General features: G+C 67.6%; 17 protein-coding genes. 13 read left to right on the top strand and 4 right to left on the bottom strand.

All coding sequences use genetic code 11. The annotated features are described in order from the left end of the window. Nucleotides 1–512: 512 nt before the first annotated feature. The 4 genes from GGC47_RS13945 to GGC47_RS13930 are packed head-to-tail and all read left to right on the top strand — an operon-like array spanning nucleotide 513 to nucleotide 4,707. Nucleotides 513–1,745 carry an extracellular solute-binding protein gene (locus tag GGC47_RS13945; RefSeq protein WP_142022207.1) on the top strand — a complete coding sequence of 411 codons (1,233 nt, stop codon included), beginning with the start codon at nucleotides 513–515 and terminating at the stop codon, nucleotides 1,743–1,745. A 4-nt stretch (nucleotides 1,746–1,749) separates the two neighbouring features. Continuing rightward, complete coding sequence (locus GGC47_RS13940) at nucleotides 1,750–2,697, top strand: carbohydrate ABC transporter permease (protein WP_142022208.1); 948 nt, start codon at nucleotides 1,750–1,752, stop codon at nucleotides 2,695–2,697. Continuing rightward, nucleotides 2,697–3,524: a carbohydrate ABC transporter permease gene (locus tag GGC47_RS13935; protein ID WP_038366856.1), complete on the top strand. Its 828-nt coding sequence runs from the start codon at nucleotides 2,697–2,699 to the stop codon at nucleotides 3,522–3,524. Before GGC47_RS13940 ends, GGC47_RS13935 begins: the two co-directional genes overlap by 1 nt. Before the next feature lie 28 nt (nucleotides 3,525–3,552). Then, nucleotides 3,553–4,707, top strand: a complete 1,155-nt coding sequence (locus GGC47_RS13930; protein WP_429068419.1) for an ABC transporter ATP-binding protein — start codon at nucleotides 3,553–3,555, stop codon at nucleotides 4,705–4,707. A 13-nt stretch (nucleotides 4,708–4,720) separates the two neighbouring features. Here the strand turns inward: GGC47_RS13930 and GGC47_RS13925 are convergent, their stop codons facing one another. Next, on the bottom strand, nucleotides 4,721–5,638 hold the full coding sequence (locus GGC47_RS13925; RefSeq protein WP_429068418.1) for a LysR family transcriptional regulator: 918 nt from the start codon (nucleotides 5,636–5,638) through the stop codon (nucleotides 4,721–4,723). 139 nt (nucleotides 5,639–5,777) lie between these two features. On the opposite strand from GGC47_RS13925, the gene GGC47_RS13920 reads away from it, so the two are divergent. Then, the gene (locus GGC47_RS13920; RefSeq protein ID WP_429068417.1) at nucleotides 5,778–7,184 is read left to right on the top strand and encodes an MFS transporter; all 1,407 of its coding nucleotides are present in this window, start codon (nucleotides 5,778–5,780) and stop codon (nucleotides 7,182–7,184) included. A gap of 135 nt (nucleotides 7,185–7,319) precedes the next feature. Here the strand turns inward: GGC47_RS13920 and GGC47_RS13915 are convergent, their stop codons facing one another. Further along, nucleotides 7,320–8,075: an AraC family ligand binding domain-containing protein gene (locus tag GGC47_RS13915; protein WP_429068416.1), complete on the bottom strand. Its 756-nt coding sequence runs from the start codon at nucleotides 8,073–8,075 to the stop codon at nucleotides 7,320–7,322. Between the two features lie 152 nt (nucleotides 8,076–8,227). Here GGC47_RS13915 and GGC47_RS13910 point away from each other — a divergent pair, with 152 nt between their 5' ends. From GGC47_RS13910 to GGC47_RS13875, 8 genes are all read left to right on the top strand, one after another. After that, a complete protein-coding gene (locus GGC47_RS13910) occupies nucleotides 8,228–9,424 on the top strand; it encodes an MFS transporter (protein ID WP_038366848.1) in 1,197 nt (398 codons plus the stop codon). 141 nt (nucleotides 9,425–9,565) lie between these two features. Then, nucleotides 9,566–10,864 carry an alanine racemase gene (locus tag GGC47_RS13905; RefSeq protein WP_429068415.1) on the top strand — a complete coding sequence of 433 codons (1,299 nt, stop codon included), beginning with the start codon at nucleotides 9,566–9,568 and terminating at the stop codon, nucleotides 10,862–10,864. 7 nt (nucleotides 10,865–10,871) lie between these two features. Then, nucleotides 10,872–11,531 carry an amino acid ABC transporter permease gene (locus GGC47_RS13900; RefSeq protein ID WP_038366844.1) on the top strand — a complete coding sequence of 220 codons (660 nt, stop codon included), beginning with the start codon at nucleotides 10,872–10,874 and terminating at the stop codon, nucleotides 11,529–11,531. 15 nt (nucleotides 11,532–11,546) lie between these two features. Beyond that, nucleotides 11,547–12,197 (top strand): amino acid ABC transporter permease, encoded by a 651-nt coding sequence (locus GGC47_RS13895; RefSeq protein WP_038366842.1) that lies wholly within the window; start codon nucleotides 11,547–11,549, stop codon nucleotides 12,195–12,197. Beyond that, complete coding sequence (locus GGC47_RS13890) at nucleotides 12,184–12,912, top strand: amino acid ABC transporter ATP-binding protein (protein ID WP_429068414.1); 729 nt, start codon at nucleotides 12,184–12,186, stop codon at nucleotides 12,910–12,912. The genes GGC47_RS13895 and GGC47_RS13890 overlap by 14 nt, the downstream gene beginning before the upstream one ends. A gap of 42 nt (nucleotides 12,913–12,954) precedes the next feature. Further along, nucleotides 12,955–13,749, top strand: coding sequence for a transporter substrate-binding domain-containing protein (locus GGC47_RS13885; RefSeq protein WP_038366836.1), 795 nt, complete (start codon nucleotides 12,955–12,957; stop codon nucleotides 13,747–13,749). A 96-nt stretch (nucleotides 13,750–13,845) separates the two neighbouring features. Further along, nucleotides 13,846–14,874, top strand: a complete 1,029-nt coding sequence (locus GGC47_RS13880) for a succinylglutamate desuccinylase/aspartoacylase family protein (protein WP_142022214.1) — start codon at nucleotides 13,846–13,848, stop codon at nucleotides 14,872–14,874. A 24-nt stretch (nucleotides 14,875–14,898) separates the two neighbouring features. Beyond that, nucleotides 14,899–15,951: a LacI family DNA-binding transcriptional regulator gene (locus GGC47_RS13875; RefSeq protein ID WP_142022215.1), complete on the top strand. Its 1,053-nt coding sequence runs from the start codon at nucleotides 14,899–14,901 to the stop codon at nucleotides 15,949–15,951. 50 nt (nucleotides 15,952–16,001) lie between these two features. Here the strand turns inward: GGC47_RS13875 and GGC47_RS13870 are convergent, their stop codons facing one another. Together GGC47_RS13870 and GGC47_RS13865 are read right to left on the bottom strand one after the other, a co-directional pair. Further along, nucleotides 16,002–16,523, bottom strand: coding sequence for a YHS domain-containing (seleno)protein (locus GGC47_RS13870; RefSeq protein WP_210245673.1), 522 nt, complete (start codon nucleotides 16,521–16,523; stop codon nucleotides 16,002–16,004). After that, nucleotides 16,520–17,005: a hypothetical protein gene (locus tag GGC47_RS13865; protein WP_429068413.1), complete on the bottom strand. Its 486-nt coding sequence runs from the start codon at nucleotides 17,003–17,005 to the stop codon at nucleotides 16,520–16,522. Before GGC47_RS13865 ends, GGC47_RS13870 begins: the two co-directional genes overlap by 4 nt. Nucleotides 17,006–17,024: the final 19 nt, after the last annotated feature.

Below are 17,024 nucleotides of genomic sequence, written 5' to 3'. Positions count from 1 at the left end.
TTCTGGAAGCTGACATGCGGAGCGGCTGTGCCGCCGCATCGATTTCCGATCGGGCAGCGGATCACCGGCTCAGGCCACGGGGTCAATCCGGCTACGACATGAGGCTATGAAGGCGAGGCTCCCGGCTGAGGTTGTCGACGCCAAAGGGATCCGGATCGTGGCGTCCTGGTCCTTGAGCCGATTTCTCGCGCCTTCTCCAGATTTTCATTGCAGGCTTCGAGACAGGAGGACCAGCGGCGCCGATCTTTGAGCTCTTGTAAAATGTTACAAAATGTTTAGGCTTGCCTTTCACCGTGCCACGCCTTCAAGGCGAAGAAGCGCGGAGTTCCAGGGAGATTCAAGAAGCCGACGCTTGGCGGCTGAACCCCATCTCCTCGACTGTTCATGTGAGCTCTGCTCGCTGTCATCGCGCCCCGCCGTGCGTCCATCATCGCCGGTTGCGCGTGCTTTGGCGGCGGCGATCCTCACGGCGATCAAAACCAGCCCGGGCAACGGGACAATCGGAGGAAGCCATGACGACACTGACCCGCCGCGCCGTTCTGGCAGCCGCCGGCGCCACCGCGGCGCTCGGCGCCACCGCCGCCTTCGGCCAGGGCAAGACCACGATCACCTTCGCCGCCGCGACCTTCGCCGAGGCCGGCCGCGGCGACAAGCTCAAGGCCTGGATCGACAAGTTCAACGCCTCGCAGGACAAGGTCGAGGTCCAGCCTGTCGCGATCCCGTTCTCGCAGCTCGCCAACACCGTCTTCACCCAGATGGGCGGCGGTGGCGGCCCGGACCTCGTGCGCTTCGACCAGACCGACTTCTTCGCGGCGCTGCCGGCCAAGCGCATCCTGCCGATCGACGACCTCGTCGATGCCGGCAAGTACACCTTCCAGGCGCCGGACAAGTTCCTCAATGTCGAGGGCAAGCGCTACGGCGTCGTCTTCGAGCTCGCCAATTACCAGCTGATCTACAACCCGGCGCTGCTGCAGGGCGGCGAGCCGCCGAAGACCTTCCCGGAATTCCTCGCCGCGGCGAAGGCCGCCACCGGCAAGGGCAATTTCGGCTACGCCTTCCGCGCGACGATGCCGGAACGCTCCGGCTTCTGGCAGGACATGACGAACTATGTCTACGGCTTCGGCGGCAACTGGGCCGACGGCAAGCAGCTCACCTTGAACAGCCCGAAGGTGGTCGAGGCGATCACCGCCTACAAGCAGGTCTATGATGCCGGCGTGATCCCGAAGGGCGCGGATGCGGCGACCTATCGGCGGATGTTCTGGGAAGGCAAGATCGCCATGAACATCGACAATGGCGGTGTCGCCGGCATCTTCGCCGCGCAGAACCCCAATCTCGGCTTCAAGGCGGCGCCCTCCCCCTTCCCGAACCGCCAGCAGGGCCTGATCCTGACCTCTCTCTCGGTCAACGCCAACACCAAGAACAAGGAAGCCTGCGGCGTCTTCATCAACTGGATGCTGCAGCCCGCGGCGCAAAGCGAGCTGCAAGGCATCCTCGGCGCCGCCAGCGTCGCCACCCCGGTCGAGCGGCCGAAGGCCGATCTGGAACGCGCGCCCTGGCTCGGCGTCTACGACGCGCAGACTCCCTATGCTCTGCCGCAGCTCGTGCTCGGCTTCGAAACCAAGACGCTGGAGATCCAGCAGATCGTCGTCGAGCAGGTGCTGAAGATCCTCGTCGGCAATGCCGACGTGCAGAAGACCATGGACGAGGTGCAGTCCCTGGCGCTGAAGCGCATCGAGCGGCAGTAAGAGCATGAGCACCGCCAGCCCGGCGACGGCAGCGGCCGGCCGCCCTCCGCAGAGCGGTGGGCGCGACCGGGAGAGCCGCTGGACGCCCTATCTCTTCATCGCGCCCGTCGCGCTCTATCTGGCGGTGTTCCAGGGATATCCGCTGGTCAGCGAGTTCGTGCTGAGCTTTCAGCAGAGCTCGCTGCTGGCGCCGCAGGACGCCCGTTTCGTGGGCCTGCGCAACTACCACGACCTGGCGACCTCGAGCGATTTCGCCTCCGTACTCTGGACCACGCTGATCTATACGATCGCCTGCGTGGTCTTCGCGATCTCGCTCGGGCTCGGCGCCGCGCTGCTGCTCGACCGGCCGTTCCGCGGCCGCGGTCTGGCGCGGGCGCTCGTCACGGTGCCGTGGGCGGCCCCGCCGGTGGCGGTCGCGACCATCTTCGCCTGGATGCTCAACGCGCAATACGGAATCTTCAACCACGTGCTGAAGCTGATGGATCTCGAGGTCGGCTATGAGAGCTGGCTCGACAATCCCAAGCTCGCGCTGCCGGCGGTCCTGTTCACCACGATCTGGCAGATCTTCCCCTTCTCCTCCGTCGTGCTGCTCGCCGCTCTGCAGGGCGTGTCGGAGGAAGTCCGCGAGGCCGCCCAGATGGACGGCGCTGATCGCTTCAGCATCTTCAAGGTCGCGGTCTGGCCGACCATCCAACCGACGGTGGCGCTGCTCGCGCTCTTCGTCACGATCTGGTCACTGCGCCGCTTCGACCTGATCTGGGTGATGACGCAGGGCGGGCCGATCGGCGCGACCAAGACGCTGGTCATCGAGCTCTACACGCGTGGCTTCGTCGCCCGCGAGCTCGGCGAAGCGGCCGCCGTCGGCATGATCGGGCTCAGCATCGCCCTCGTCGTGACCTTCGTCTACTTCTGGTACACGCAGCGCACCGAGCGCGCGCAGGGGCGCCGCTGATGAAGACCCCTGCCTCCCACGCGCTGCGCATGGCGCTGATCATGGTGTTGCTCAGCGCGGCGCTGTTTCCGATCTACTGGATGGTCGTCACCTCGCTGACCTCCTCGGCGAACCTGTTCGCCGACCGGCCGCAGATGCTTCCCGACCCGGCGCAGGCCTTCAACTATGCCGAGACCTTCGCCAAGACCGGCGTGCTGCTCTGGCTGAGGAACAGCGCGATCGTGGCCGTCGGCACCATGGTGCTGTCGATCCTGCTCGCCATCCTGCCGGCCTATGCGCTCTCGCGCTTCCGCTTCCATGGCAAGGGCGTGCTCGGCTTCGTGCTGTTCGCGACACAGATGCTGCCGGAGGCGATGCTGGTGGTGCCGCTCTATGCGATCTTCGCCAAGCTGCTGCTGCTCGACACGCTGGGCGGCCTCATCCTGGCGAACGCCGCCTTCACGGTGCCGGTCATCACCTGGATCCTGAAGGGCGCCATCGACGGCGTGCCGCTGGAGATCGAGGAGGCGGCCCGCATCGACGGCTGCTCGCGGCTCGACATCGTTCTCGGCATCGTGCTGCCGGTGGTGGCGCCGACGCTCGCCGCCGCCTCGGTGATCGCCTTCTTCCATGGCTGGAACGAATACGTCTTCGCCCAGACGCTAATCCTCAGCCAGGAGCTGCGCACCGCCTCCGTCGGCCTCGCCAGCTTCGTTGGCGAACTCTCGACCCCGATCCACACCGTCATGGCGATCGGCGTGATGTACACGCTGCCCGCCGTCGCCTTCTACCTGATGGTCCAGCGCTATGTCGTGGCCGGCATGACCGCCGGCAGCGTCAAGGGCTGACAAAGCACCGGGCTCAGAAAGAACACGAATGGCCTCGATCACGCTCAATCACGTCGCCAAGCATTTCGGCAACAAGGTCGCGATCGCCGATGTCGACCTGAAGGTCGAGGACGGCGAATTCCTCGTTCTGCTCGGGCCCTCGGGCTGCGGCAAGTCCACGCTTTTGCGCATGCTGGCAGGGCTCGAGACGGTGACCGCGGGCGAGATCCATCTCGGCGGAAGGCGCGTCGACCGGCTGCCGCCGAGCGCGCGCGACATGGCTTTCGTCTTTCAGTCCTATGCGCTCTATCCGCATATGACGGTGCGCCGGAACATCGCCTTCCCGCTGATCATGCGTCAGTTCAAATGGTGGTTCCACATCCCCTTCCTCGGAGGGCTCGCCAAGCGGAAGATCGAGCGCTCGCCCGCCGTGCGCGATCTCGTCGAGAAGACGGCGAAGACGTTATCGCTCACCGAGATGCTCGACCGCTATCCGCGTACATTGTCGGGCGGCCAGCGCCAGCGCGTCGCGCTGGGGCGGGCGATGGTGCGCCAGCCGGAAGTCTTCCTGATGGACGAGCCGCTCTCCAATCTCGACGCCAAGCTGCGCTCGGCGATGCGGGCGGAGATCACGCGGCTGCACCAGCGCGTCGGAGGCACCTTCGTCTACGTCACGCACGACCAGGTCGAGGCGATGACCATGGGCACGCGCATCGCCCTGATGCGCGACGGGGTGATCCAGCAGTTCGGCACGCCGCGCGAGATCTATACCTCGCCGGCCAACACCTATGTCGCGCGCTTCATCGGCACGCCGCCGATGAACCTGATCGAAGGCCGCATCGATAACGGAACGATCTGCATCGGCAAGGCGCGTCTGCCGCTTCCCCCAGCCCTGGCCGATGTCGCGGGTGACAACATCCTTCTCGGCATCCGGCCGAACGCGCTGAGCCTATCGGATGCTTCGGCCAGCGGCGGCGGCCTTGCCGGTACCGTCAGTCTCGTCGAGCATGTCGGAGCCGAGTCCGTGGTCGCCGTGAAGCTGTCGGACGGCGCCACGGCGCATGACGAAGAGGGAGCCGTGCCCGGAGAGATCATGGCGACGGTTCAGGGATACAGCGACCTTCAGCCCGGAGCAGCCGTATCTGTCGGGCTCGACCTGTCGGAGGTTGTCTTGTTCTCGCGCTCGACCGGTCAGCGCATCTAGGCAAGAGCAAAGCTCAGGCCTCGCTGGCCGCCGGATGAGACCGGCAAACGGACAGAACCGTCTCCCTTAGCCAGCCATGGGCGGGATCCGCATGAAAACGCGGGTGCCACATCTGGGAGATCGTGATCGCGCTTGTCTGCACGGGCAGGTCGAATTCATGGAGCAGGCTCTTGTCGGCTCCCGCGCGAACGAATGATCTGCTCACCAGCCCGACAAGATCCGAAGTCGCGGCGATCGCCATCGTCGCCGGAAAGTCGGGCACGACAACGACGACGCGCCGCTGCAAGCCCAGCGCTTCCAAAGCGGCGTCGACCGGACCATGCGTTCGGCCGCGGCGAGAGGTGACGACATGACCAAAAGCCGCGTAACGCGCGGCGGTGACCTCGCCTTGTGCCAATGGATGTCCTTTCCGGACGATTCCGACAAAGCGGTCCCGGAACAAGGTCTGGACCTTGATCTCCGGCGCGCTATCGCCAAGCACGCCGATCTCGAGGTCGACGATCCCCTCGCGCAGGAAGCGCACATTCTTGTCCGGCTTGGGCGCGAAGCGGAGTGTCACGCCCGGCGCCGCTTCGGTGACCGCCGCGACGATCGGAGCTGCGAAGGTCGCGACGAAACCTTCATTGGCGCGGAGGGTGAAAACGCGCTCGAGACCGGCGATATCCAAGGCGCGATCGGCCGGCCGCAGGACGGCCTTCACCTCGTCGGTCAGCGACCTGACGCGTGCGCCGAGCGCCAGGGCATGCGGCGTCGGCACCAGCCTCCGGCCGGCCCGAACGAGCAAAGGGTCGCCCGTTACGGTGCGAAGACGCAGCAGGGTCCGGCTCATGGCGGAGTCGCTCAAGCCGAGAACCCTGGCTGCGCCCGCGACGCTTCCCTCGGCGAGAAGCACGTCCAGGGCAGCGAGCAGATTGAAGTCTGGATGGGACATTCACGCAAACCCCGGCGAAGCGATCCGCCCCCGTACTGAGACATGGCGTCTGATGCAGGGATAAATTGTATTCCCTGCGCCTTCCGCCATGCCTGGCCATCTGTATCCTGTCCTCGATCGACCGAGAACAGGAAACATGATGACCCATTCAGCCCCAGCGGCCCGGAGTTTCGATGGCGCGACGGCCGGGGACGCAGGATTGCCGGCGCCCCGCCGCTCCTATGCGACATTGGCCATCATGGCGGCGATGGTGCTGGTCGTCCTCGACGGCGCCATCGCCAATATCGCGCTGCCGACGATCGCGTCCTCGTTCCGGGTCTCGCCTGCCGCATCGGTCTGGGTCGTCAGCAGCTATCAAATGGCCCTGGTGATGGCCCTGCTGCCTTGCGCCGCGCTGGGAGAAAGCTGGGGTCTCCGCCGAACCTTCACGGCCGGGGTCTTCATCTTCACCGGCGCCTCGCTGCTCTGCGCACTGTCCCCATCGCTGCCGTGGCTGATCGCGGCTCGCTTCATGCAGGGGCTCGGCGGCGCGGCCGTGATGGCGCTGGGGATCGCGCTGATGCGCTTCACCTATCCCCACCGCCTGGTCGGCGCGGTGATCGGCTGGAATGCGACGGTGATCGCGCTGTCGGCGGCGGCGGGGCCGACGGTCGGCTCTACCATCCTCGTCATATCCAGCTGGCAATGGCTGTTTGCCATCAACCTGCCGATCGGCGCGATCGTGCTCCTCGCCGCGCTGGCGCTGCCGCAGCCTGCGGGCTCGGGCCGAACGCTCGACATGGCGAGCGTGGCACTCAACGCGACGGCTTTCGCTTCCCTTGTTCTCGGCGTTGACCGGATCACGAGCGAGCCCGGGCTGGCGGCTGCGCTGCTCGTGACATCGGTCGCGAGTTTCGCGGCTCTCGTGAGGCGCGAGATGCCGCGCACTGCGCCGCTCATCCCGCTCGATCTCCTGGCGAACCGCCCCTTCCGCATTTCGGTGATTGCGTCCGTGTGCTGCTTCGCCGGTCAGATGGCGAGCTATATCGCGCTGCCCTTCTACTTCCAGCACAGCCTCGATCTGGATGCCTTCACGACGGGGCTCTACATGACGCCCTGGCCTCTCGTCGTGGCCATTGCCGGCCCTCTCTCCGGACGCATGTCCGATCGGTTCTCCACCGGCCTGCTCTGCGCAGCCGGCGGCGGTTTCCTTGCCCTTGGGCTTGCGCTCGTCGCTCTCTGGCCGATCCAGAAGGATCCCTGGCCGCTCGTGCCGTTCCTGATGCTCGGCGGCTTCGGCTTCGGCATCTTTCAAACGCCGAACAACCGCAACATGCTGCTCTCGGCGCCGCGCGAGCGCAGCGGCTCGGCCGGGGGCATGCAAGCCACGGCCCGCCTTCTCGGGCAGACACTGGGTTCGGTGATCATGGCGATGCTGTTCACGCTCACCTCATCGGCGGCCGCGCCCCGGATCGGCCTTGCCGTGAGCGCCGTTCTGGCCCTGGTCGCAGGACTGGTCAGCACGATGCGGATCGAGCGCGACACGGCGGAGATCCGGGCCTCCTGAGCCGATCCCGAAGGACGGCCTCTCCACCGTCGGTCCGGTACCAGGTCCGGAAAACGACTGCGTGATGGAGCTGGAAGCTTCCGGCCGGAGCGTTTGTTTTCCTGAGCGAAGCGGCAAGGCCAGGCACGCCTGCCGTCACCATGAGAGCTCGACGCCTCCAAGGATGCGTCGGGCGGCCGTCCGGAGCGCGCGCAGATCGGCATAACCGACCGCGCGAGCGATCTGGTGCGGGGGGCAACCATCCGTCGCCAGCGCGAGCGCCCTGACGACGCGCAGCCGCGCCCGCCAGTCACCGAAGCTCATGCCGGTCTCGGCGCGGAAACCGCGGGTCAGCGTGCGCCGGCTCGCCCCGGCTCGCTCCGCCCAGGCGTCGATGTCCAGGGCCGAAGCGGGGTCCTTCAGCAGCGCCTCGCAGACGCGTCGCAAACGCGGATCGCGCGGCAGGGGCAAGGTCAGCGGCGTTTCCGGCGCCCGCCCGATCTCGTCGAGGATCAGGGCGGCGAGATGCCCGCCGCGCCCGCCCTCGTCGTAAAGCATCGGCTCGGCCGCCAGCGCGACCAGCGCCGAAGCCAGCAACGGCGTCACCTCCAGCACGCGGCAGCCCTTCGGAAGGATTCCGACCGCCTCGGGGGTGACATAGGCCGAGCACATCGACACCCGGCCGTGCATCCTGACATCGTGGAAAAGCCCGGGCGGGATCCAGAGCGCATGCTGCGGCGGCAGGATCCAGGTGCCGTCCTCCGCCGTCACCAGCGTCAAGCCGGAGGTCGCGTAAAGCAATTGCGCGCGCGGATGGCTGTGCCACCCCGTGGCCGCGCCCGCGGCGTAGGCTTTCGGCAGGACCGCGACCGCGCGCGGAATGGTCTGATAGGCAGCGCTGTCGCCGTGCATCGCGATTCCATTTGGCCCGATTGCCCCGTAAACGACCCGACAGGACACATCGGGTCAAGTTACAAAATCCCTCCCCGAAGCCGGACGCGACCAGGTTGGACAACCGGGCCGGCGTGTCCGTCACTCTCTGTCCGATGGAGCCGAGTGTTCCCATGAGCCCCGAGACGCTGTCCAAGCGCACGCTTCTCTTCGTCAACGCAGCGCATGCGCTCGATCACTTCGTGCTGCTCATCTACCCGACCGCGGTGATCGCCATCGCGGCCCAGACCGGCCTGAGCTATGCCGAACTGATCGGGCTCGCGACCGGCGCCTTCGTCGCCTTCGGCCTGTGCTCCCTGCCGATGGGCTGGCTCTCGGACCGCTTCGGCCGGCGCAACATGCTCGCCGTCTTCTTCCTGAGCTACGGCCTGTCCTGCCTGGGCGTCGCCAGCGCCAGCCAGCCGATGGCCTTCGCGGCCTGGCTGCTCGTTCTCGGCGTGGCATCCGCGATCTACCATCCGGTCGGCTCGACGATGCTGGTCAATCATGCCCGCCAGCTCGGCCGCGACCTCGGGGTCAACGCGGTCTGGGGCAATCTCGGCGCGGCTTCCGCGGCGGGCGTCACCGCGCTGCTGGCCGCGAGCCTCGGCTGGCGTGCCGCCTTCGTGCTGCCGGGCCTCGTCTGCCTCGCCCTCGGAGCGGCCTTCCTGATGCTCGTTCCCGGCGACGGCGAACCGCATGCAAACCGCACGGGCAAGGCGGACCTCATCCCGCTGAGCCGCCCCAAAACCCTTCTCGTCGTCTTCGCCATCGCCATCATCGCCGGCGGCATGACCTTCAACCTCACCACCATCGCCTTGCCGAAAATCCTCGACGAGCGGCTCGGGCTGGACATGCCGCTGGCGCTGATCGGCTCGCTGGCGACACTGGTCTTCATCTTCGGCGCCGGGGCGCAGTGGCTGATGGGCCGGCTCGTCGACCGCTATACGCTGCCGGCCCTGTTCGTCGGCCTCGCCCTTCTGCAGCCGATCGGCCTCGTCATCGCCGCGATGACACAGGGCATCCCGCTGCTGCTCGGCCTCACCCTGACGATGACCGCGATCTATGGGCAGGTGGTCGTCAACGACGCGATGGTCGCCCGCTACGTGCCGGCCCAGCACCGCGCCAAGGCGTTCAGCGTGCGCTATTTCCTCGGCTTCACCGTGAGCGGCTTCGTGGTGCCGATGCTGGCGGTTCTCCATGCGCAAGGCGGCTTCGGGCTGGTGCTGGGCGCAGCGGCCCTGTTCGGCCTGATCGTCTGGGCGGCTTCCGTCGCCTTCTACTGGCTGGCGCAGAGCGCGCCTGCGAAGCAGGCCGCCCCGGCCGAATAGAAACCCGACCACGGATCTCCACCCCCGAAGGCACCCCGGACCAACCGGAGGTAGCCTTCGGACGCGTGGAAATCTTTGATGACAACGTTGTCATAATGCTTCGCCGGTGCTATGCCCCCCAAAACGCAGGGGTAAGCCGCGATGCAGACAAGTGGTGCGAACACTGAGCCCGCCTTGGACGCGACCCTTCGCGGCGTGCCCTTCGTCGAGCCGGTGCCAGCCGCGCAGTTCCCGCAGAATCGGCTCGACCCGCGCCGCGGCGATCTTTCGCTGCCTGCGCTGACGCTGGACGAAGCGGCGCTGCGCGCCAATCGTGACCTGTTCTTCCGTTACCTGGCTGACCATGGCGCGCAGGTCGCGCCGCATGCCAAGACGCCGATGTCGCCGGAGATCGTCCGCGAATTGCGCGACGCCGGCGCCTGGGGCGCTTCCGTCGCCAATCTCCAGCAGGCTGCAGTCCTGATGCAGGCGGGCGAGACGCGATTGCTGCTCGCCAACCAGATCGGCGGCGCGGTCGCCGGCCGGCGCCTCGGTGCGCTCCTCGCCGCCCATCCGCAGGTCGAGCTTTGCGCCTTCGCCGACAGCCCCGAAGCCGTGGCGAGCCTCGCCATCGCCGCCAAGACCGCTGGGCGGACGGGCTTGCCCATCCTCGTCGAGATCGGTGATGGCCGCGCCGGGGCGCGTGACGATGTCGCCGTGACAAACGTGATCGCGGCCATCCGCGCGGCCGGGCCCCAGCTGCGACTGGCCGGCGTCGCCACCTATGAAGGCGCGGTCGCCGGTCCGGACCCGGTCGCGACCGAAGCGGCCATCGCCCGACTGATGACGCGAACCGCTGCCGCCTTCGCCGCCGTCAGGGCGGCCGAGCCGGAAGCCTCGCTCATCCTCAGCGCCGGCGGCTCGGCCTATTTCGACCTCGTCGTCGCGGCGCTGTCCCCGCTCGTCGCGGCGGACGGCAAGACGACCCTGCTGCTGCGCAGCGGCGCGATCTTCTTCGCCGACCATGGCGTCTATGCGCGGGCCTTCGCGGCGCTCGACGCGCGCGGCGGCCTCGCCATCGGCGGCGAGACGCTCAAGGCCGCCGAGGCGTTCCGCCCGGCGCTGAGGCTCTGGGCCGAGGTGCTGTCGCGGCCGGAAACCGGCCTCGCCATCGCCGGCTTCGGCATGCGCGACGTCTCCTTCGATCAGGGGCTGCCGGTGCTTCTGTCCGTCCACCGGGACGGGACGGAGATCGCCGGCGCAGCCCAAGGCATCACGGTCGAGAAACTCAACGACCAGCACGGCTTCCTGCGCCTGCCGCCGGAGAGCGGGCTCAAGGTCGGGGACGTGCTCTGCCTCGGCATCTCCCATCCCTGCACCTGCCTGGATCGCTGGCGGCTGGTCTTCGGCCTCGGCGAGGACGGCACCGTCTTGCGCGTCCTGCGCACCCATTTCGGCTGAGGCGGGCATGAACTTCCAGCAGCTCTGGCGCTATCAGGACCAGTTCATCGAGGGCGCGCTGATCACGCTCGCGCTGACGCTGATCGCGGCCGTGGTCGGGCTCGCCATCGGCGTCGCGGGGGCGGCCCTGCTGCGCAGCGGCTCGAAACCGGTCAGGCTGGCGATCCGCTCCTATATCGAGATCTTCCGCAACACGCCGTCGCTGATCCAGATCTTCCTGATCTTCTTCGTGCTGCCGGCCGCCGGGCTCAAGCTGCCGGCCTTCGAGGCGGCGGCGGTCGCGCTCAGCCTCTATTTCGGCGCCTATGCCATCGAGATCGTCCGCGCCGGGCTGGATTCGATCCCGAAGAGCCAGGTCGAGGCCGGGCAATGCCTCGGGCTGACGCGCTGGGAGGTCTTCCGCCACATCGTGCTGCCGCCGGCGCTGCGCAACGTCTATCCGGCCTTCACCAGCCAATTCGTGCTGCTCCTGCTCGGCACCTCGCTCGCCTCGCAGGTTGCAGCCGGCGAACTCTTCCATGCGGCGAGCTTCATCGAGAGCCGGACCTATCGCAGCTTCGAGGTCTATGCGGTGGTCTGCGCGATCTATTTCGCGATGGTGATTGCCTTCAAGGCGCTCTTCGCCGTCATCGGATTGGCCGCCTTCCGCTGGCCGGTCAGGCGCTGAGGGAGAGCGGGCACCATGCGTTCCTTCGGCTATATCGACCTTCTCTCCTTCGTCCATGCGCTGCAATGGACGGTGCTGCTGGTCATCGTCGCGCTCGCCTTCGGCGGTCCGCTGGCCCTGCTGCTGGCGACCACGCGCACCAGCCGCCTCGCGCCGCTGCGCTGGCTCGCCGCGGGGCTGATCCAGCTCATCCAGGGCGTGCCGCTGCTCGGGCTCCTGTTCTTCTTCTATTTCGGCATGCCGGTCTTCCTCGGCATCGAGGTTCCCGCGCTCGTCGCGGTCGGCATCGCCTACACGCTCTACACGGCGGGTTTCCTCGGCGACATCTGGCGCGGCGGCATCGAGGCGGTGAAGCCGGCGCAATGGGAGGCCGGAGCCTGCCTGGGCCTCACCTCCTGGCAGCAGTTTCGCCACATCATCGGGCCGCAGGCGCTGCGCCTGTCGCTGCCGCCGACCGTGGGCTTCCTCGTCCAGCTCATCAAGGGCACCTCGCTCGCCTCGATCGTCGGCTTCGTCGAGCTCGCCCGCGCCGGCCAGGTCGTGAGCGCGGCGACGTTCCAGCCCCTTCTCGCCTACGGCATCGTCGCCGCGATCTATTTCGCGCTGTGCCTGCCCCTGACTCTCTGGTCGCGCACCCTGGAGGCCCGTCTCAATGGCGCTCGTTGAAATCCGTGATGTCCGCAAGAGCTTCGGCCAGGTCGATGTGCTGAAAGGCGTCTCGCTCGAGGTGAAGGAAGGCGAGATCGTCACGATCATCGGCCGCTCCGGCTCGGGCAAGTCGACGCTGCTGCGCTGCATCAACGCGCTGGAGAAGATCGATTCCGGCTCGATCACGGTCGAGGGCCAGGCGGTCAGCGCCGGCATGGCGAATCTGCGCCAGTTCCGCCAGCGCGTCGGCATCGTCTTCCAGGCCTTCAACCTGTTCCCGCATCTGAGCGTCGAGAAGAACATCACGCTGGCGCCGCTCTTGACCAAGAAGATCGGCAAGGCGGAAGCGCGCCCGCTCGCGCTCGACGTGCTCGGCCGCGTCGGCCTCGCTGACAAGATCGACGCCTGGCCGGAGCGGCTCTCGGGCGGCCAGCAGCAGCGCGTCGCGATCGCCCGCTGCCTCGCCATGGCGCCGCATCTGATGCTGTTCGACGAGGTCACCTCGGCGCTCGACCCCGAGCTCGTCGGCGAGGTGCTCAAGGTGATGGAGGACATGGCCCGGCAGGGCATGACGATGATCCTCGTCACCCATGAGATGGGCTTCGCCCGCAACGTCGCCAACAAGATCGTCTTCATGCACCAGGGCAAGGTCTGGGAAGAGGGGCCGCCGGCCGAGCTCTTCGCCAATCCGAAGACGCCCGAGCTGCGCAGTTTCATCAACTCGGTGAAGTAGCCGACTTCCAAGGCTGCACGAGATCTCAGAGGAGAAGAACCCATGTCGCTGTTCAAGACCATGATGGCGGGGCTCGTTGCCGCCGCGGCGCTCGCGGCCCCCGTCGCGGCCAAGGCCGACAAGCTCCAGGACGTCCTCAAGGCCGGGAAGCTGCGCGTCGGCATCCTGACCGACGCCGCGCCCTGGGGCTTCAAGGACGAGAAGGGCGAGATCGCCGGCCTCGACGCCGACATCGCCAAGCTGCTCTCCGACGATCTCGGCGTGAAGCTCGAGCTGGTGCCGGTCACCGGCGCCGCCCGCATCCCGAGCCTGCTCGCCGACAAGATCGACGTGCTCGTCGCCGGCCTCGGCGCCACGCCCGAGCGCGCCCAGCAGATCATGTTCTCGCAGCCCTATGCGGTGGTGAATCTCGGCGTCTACGGGCCGAAGTCGATCCCCGCCGCGACCGGCAAGAAGCCCGACAACCTCACCGGCAAGACCGTCGCCGTCGCCAAGGGCACGACGCTCGACCTCTGGCTGACCGACAACGCGCCGGGCGTGAAGGTCGTGCGCTTCGAGGACACGCCGGCGGCCATCGCCGCCTATCTCGCCGGCCAGTCCGACACTTTCGCCGAGAACAGCGCCATCGCGGTCAAGGTGATGGACCAGAACCCCGGCAAGGAAGTCGAGATGAAGTTCGTCATCCGCCAGTCGCCGGCCCATATCGGCGTGCGCCAGGGCGAGCAGAACCTGCTGAACTGGCTGAACACCTCGATCTTCTCGAACAAGCTGAACGGCAAGCTCGGCGCCCTCCAGCTCAAGTGGTTCAAGGAAGAGCAGACCCTGCCGACGCTCTGACGGCGCGGCTCGGTCCCACTGCCATCGGCCGCCGGGCATGAGCTGCCCGGCGGCTTCCGCCGGCCCAGCTTGGTGCCGGCGCTTCCAGAGGTCCCCATGCATACCGGTCTCTTCCATGCGCTCGACTTCGCCGCGAACGGCAAGTCGGTCGGCCATCTCAGCATTCCCTTCTCGGTCGACCGCTCGCCCTATTTCCAGGTGAAGGTGCCGGTCTGCCGGATCAGGAACGGCGACGGGCCGCGCGTCCTGCTGATGGCCGGCAATCATGGTGATGAGTACGAAGGCGAGATCGCGCTGACGCGCCTGATCCGCCGCCTCGATCCCGAGCGCATGCGCGGCGAGATCACCATCCTGCCCTTCACCAATGCGCCGGCGGTCTTCGCGGCGCGGCGCCGCTCTCCCCTCGACGAGGGCAATCTCAACCGTGCCTTTCCGGGCGAAGCCGGCGGCACGCCGACGCAGCGCATCGCGCATTTCCTCGAAGCCGAGCTGTTCCCGCGTCATGATGTGGTCTTCGACCTGCATTCCGGCGGCACCTCGATGGCGCATCTGCCCTGCGCGCTGATCGAACGGCAGGGGAGCCCAGAGACCTTCGCGCGGGCGCTCGCGCTGATGGACGGGCTCGGCATGCCCTATGGCTTCGTCGCCGAGAACGGCGCGACGGCGCCGACCTCGATGGCGGCCGCGGCACGGGCCGGCGCGATCGGCATCTCCGGCGAGTTCGGCGGCGGCGGCACCGTCACGCCCGAGAGCATGGCCCTGACCCAGCGCGCCATCGACCGGCTGCTGATCGCGCTCGGCAGCATCACCGAGCCCGTGCTCGGCCCACACCGGCCTGCCGAACAGAAGATGACGCTGCTCGCTCTGCAGAGCCATGAGCAGGCGATCTACGCCACAAGGCGCGGCTGGTTCGAGCCGGCGGTGGATTGCGGTGCAGAGGTCGAGGCGGGCGCGCTCGCGGGCTGGTACCATGATTTCGGCCGCCTCGACGCGGTGGAGGAGGAACTGCGCTTCGCGGTGTCCGGCGTGGTGATCTCGCGCCGGCTGCACAGCGACAGCGAATCCGGCGACTGCCTGATCCAGGTCGGCCGCCGGTTGGACCGTGCCGCCTTCGGCCTGAGCTGACGCAGTGATCTAACGGGAGAGCGAATGCCTGCGACCTATGACAATGTCGTGCGGGTCAGCGGGCGCGCCGAGGCACCGCGCCTCGCGGCGAAGGCGCCTCGCATCGAGATGGTCGCACAGCTCGCCGGCGTCTCGCCCATCACGGTGTCGCGCGCCCTGCGCCAGCCCGAGAAGCTGAGCGAGGCGACGCGCCGCAAGGTGCTCGAGGCGGTCGAGCGCAGCGGCTATGAATCCAACCCGCATGCGCGAGCGCTCCGCTCCGGCCGCTCGACGCTGGTGGCGGCCTTCGTCTCCAACATCCTGAGCCAGCAATTCGGGTTGGCGATCCAGGGCCTGGCGGCCGAGCTGGAGCCCGAGGGCTATGAACTGATGATCGGCCAGACCTCCTATTCCTATGCGAAGGAGGTCGCGATGGTCCGCTCGCTGCGCAGCCTGCGGCCGGCGGCGGTGATGTTCACCGGCGTCATCGAGCTGGAGGAGAACCGGCAGGCACTGCGCGAGCTCGGCATCCCCGTGGTCGAGACCTGGGCCTTTCCGCGCGACCCGATCGACATGCTGGTCGGCTTCTCCAATGTCGATGCCGGCGCGATGGCCGCCCGGCACCTCATCGAAAAGGGCTATCGCCGGCTCGCCTTCATCGGCCGCAGCGGCGGGCGCGGCGCGCTGCGGCTGCAAGGCTTTCGCGAGGAGGCCGGGCGCAGCGGCCTGACGCTGGCGCGGATCGTGACGGTGGACGAGGTCCAGAGCATCGCCGACGGACGCACTGCCCTGACGACGCTGCTGGCGGAAGGCGGGCCGGTCGATGCCGCCTTCTGCGCCAACGACCTGCTCGCGACCGGGGCGGTGATCGAGGCTCGTGCGCGTGGCCTCGCCGTGCCGTCCGACCTCGCCATTCTCGGCTTCGGCGACAACGATGCCGCCGGCGAGATCGCGCCCGGCCTGACCACGATCAGCATGGACGCTCATGATTTGGGCCGGCGCGCCGGCGAATTGCTGCGTGCGCGCCTCGCAGGCCAGGAGCCACAGCACGCGATCCAGAGCCTGCCGCTGCATCTCATCGCGCGCGGCAGCACCTGAAGCCCTCGGCCCGGCCTCGCGCTCGGGTCAGCGGTTCGCCAAGGGCAAGGCTATCGGATAGGCGCCGCGTTCAAGCCCGGCCAGTTCCGGTCGGCCCTGGCGATGTATTTTGGCGTGGCGCCGAGCCAGGTCTTGCGCACATCGAGGTCGTAGTTGAGGTAGAGCCTGCCCTCGACGATCGACCAGGCTTCCGGCTCGATCTTGACGAGATAGCCGCGCGACGTGCCATAGGCGCAGAAGCCGCCATAGGCAGGCAGATAGCGTTCGGGATCGGCCTCGAACAGTGCCTTGTGCTCGGCGCTGGCGAAGCGCCAGAGCGCGCCGCCATGCCAGACCGAGAATTCCGGCTTGCCCAGCCGCGGCCCACCATCGCGGAAATAGGCGACCGGATCGTAGCCGCGGATTGCGACGCCGTCCGAGGAACCCACCGTATTGACCGGGCGCGCCTTCCCGGCCTGCACCCCGGAGGCGGCGAGCGCGGTGACCGCGAGCAGAATGAGGCTGCGCCTGTCCGGCAGGAAGCGTCGCCTTTCCTGCCCTTGCCCTTCCTGCGTTTGCCGCAGCGCGCTCATGATGGACGCGCCTCCAGCGCCTCGAAGACATAGGCCGAGAGCCAGCCATAGATGGCGTGGCCGATCAGGCTCATGAGGGAGAGGAGCGGCACGTCGTTGAGCAGGAAGTGCTGGCCGCCGAGCGGGGCGAGGAAGCCGAGCGCGATGAAATAGGTGATCACGCCCCAGATCCAGCCATCGGCCGGCATGCCGAAGCTCTTCACCCAGCGCGTCAGGAGCCAGTAGCCGAGCGGGTAGAACAGGAAGCCGGTGGTGAAGTGAATGAGCTTTGCCACCAGCGTCGAGAGCTGGAGGCCGAGCTGAGTGTAGAACAGCGCCTTCACCAGCTCCGGCGGCTCCAGCGGGAAGCCGGCGACCCAGGCGGTCGGCACCGCCGAAAACAGTTCCCAGAAGCCCAGCCCGGCGAAGCCGCCGAGCGCAAGGTTGATGACGGTGCGGCTGGAGGGCAGAGCGAGGCTGCGGGTCATGGTGGCGGTGGTCATGGGTCGATCCTTTCTGGGA

The sequence above is a fragment of the Allobosea sp. OAE752 genome, assembly GCF_050433265.1.
In the GTDB taxonomy this organism is placed as follows: Bacteria; Pseudomonadota; Alphaproteobacteria; order Rhizobiales; family Beijerinckiaceae; genus Allobosea; species Allobosea spartocytisi.
This window is presented reverse-complemented; position numbering and strand designations above follow the sequence as displayed.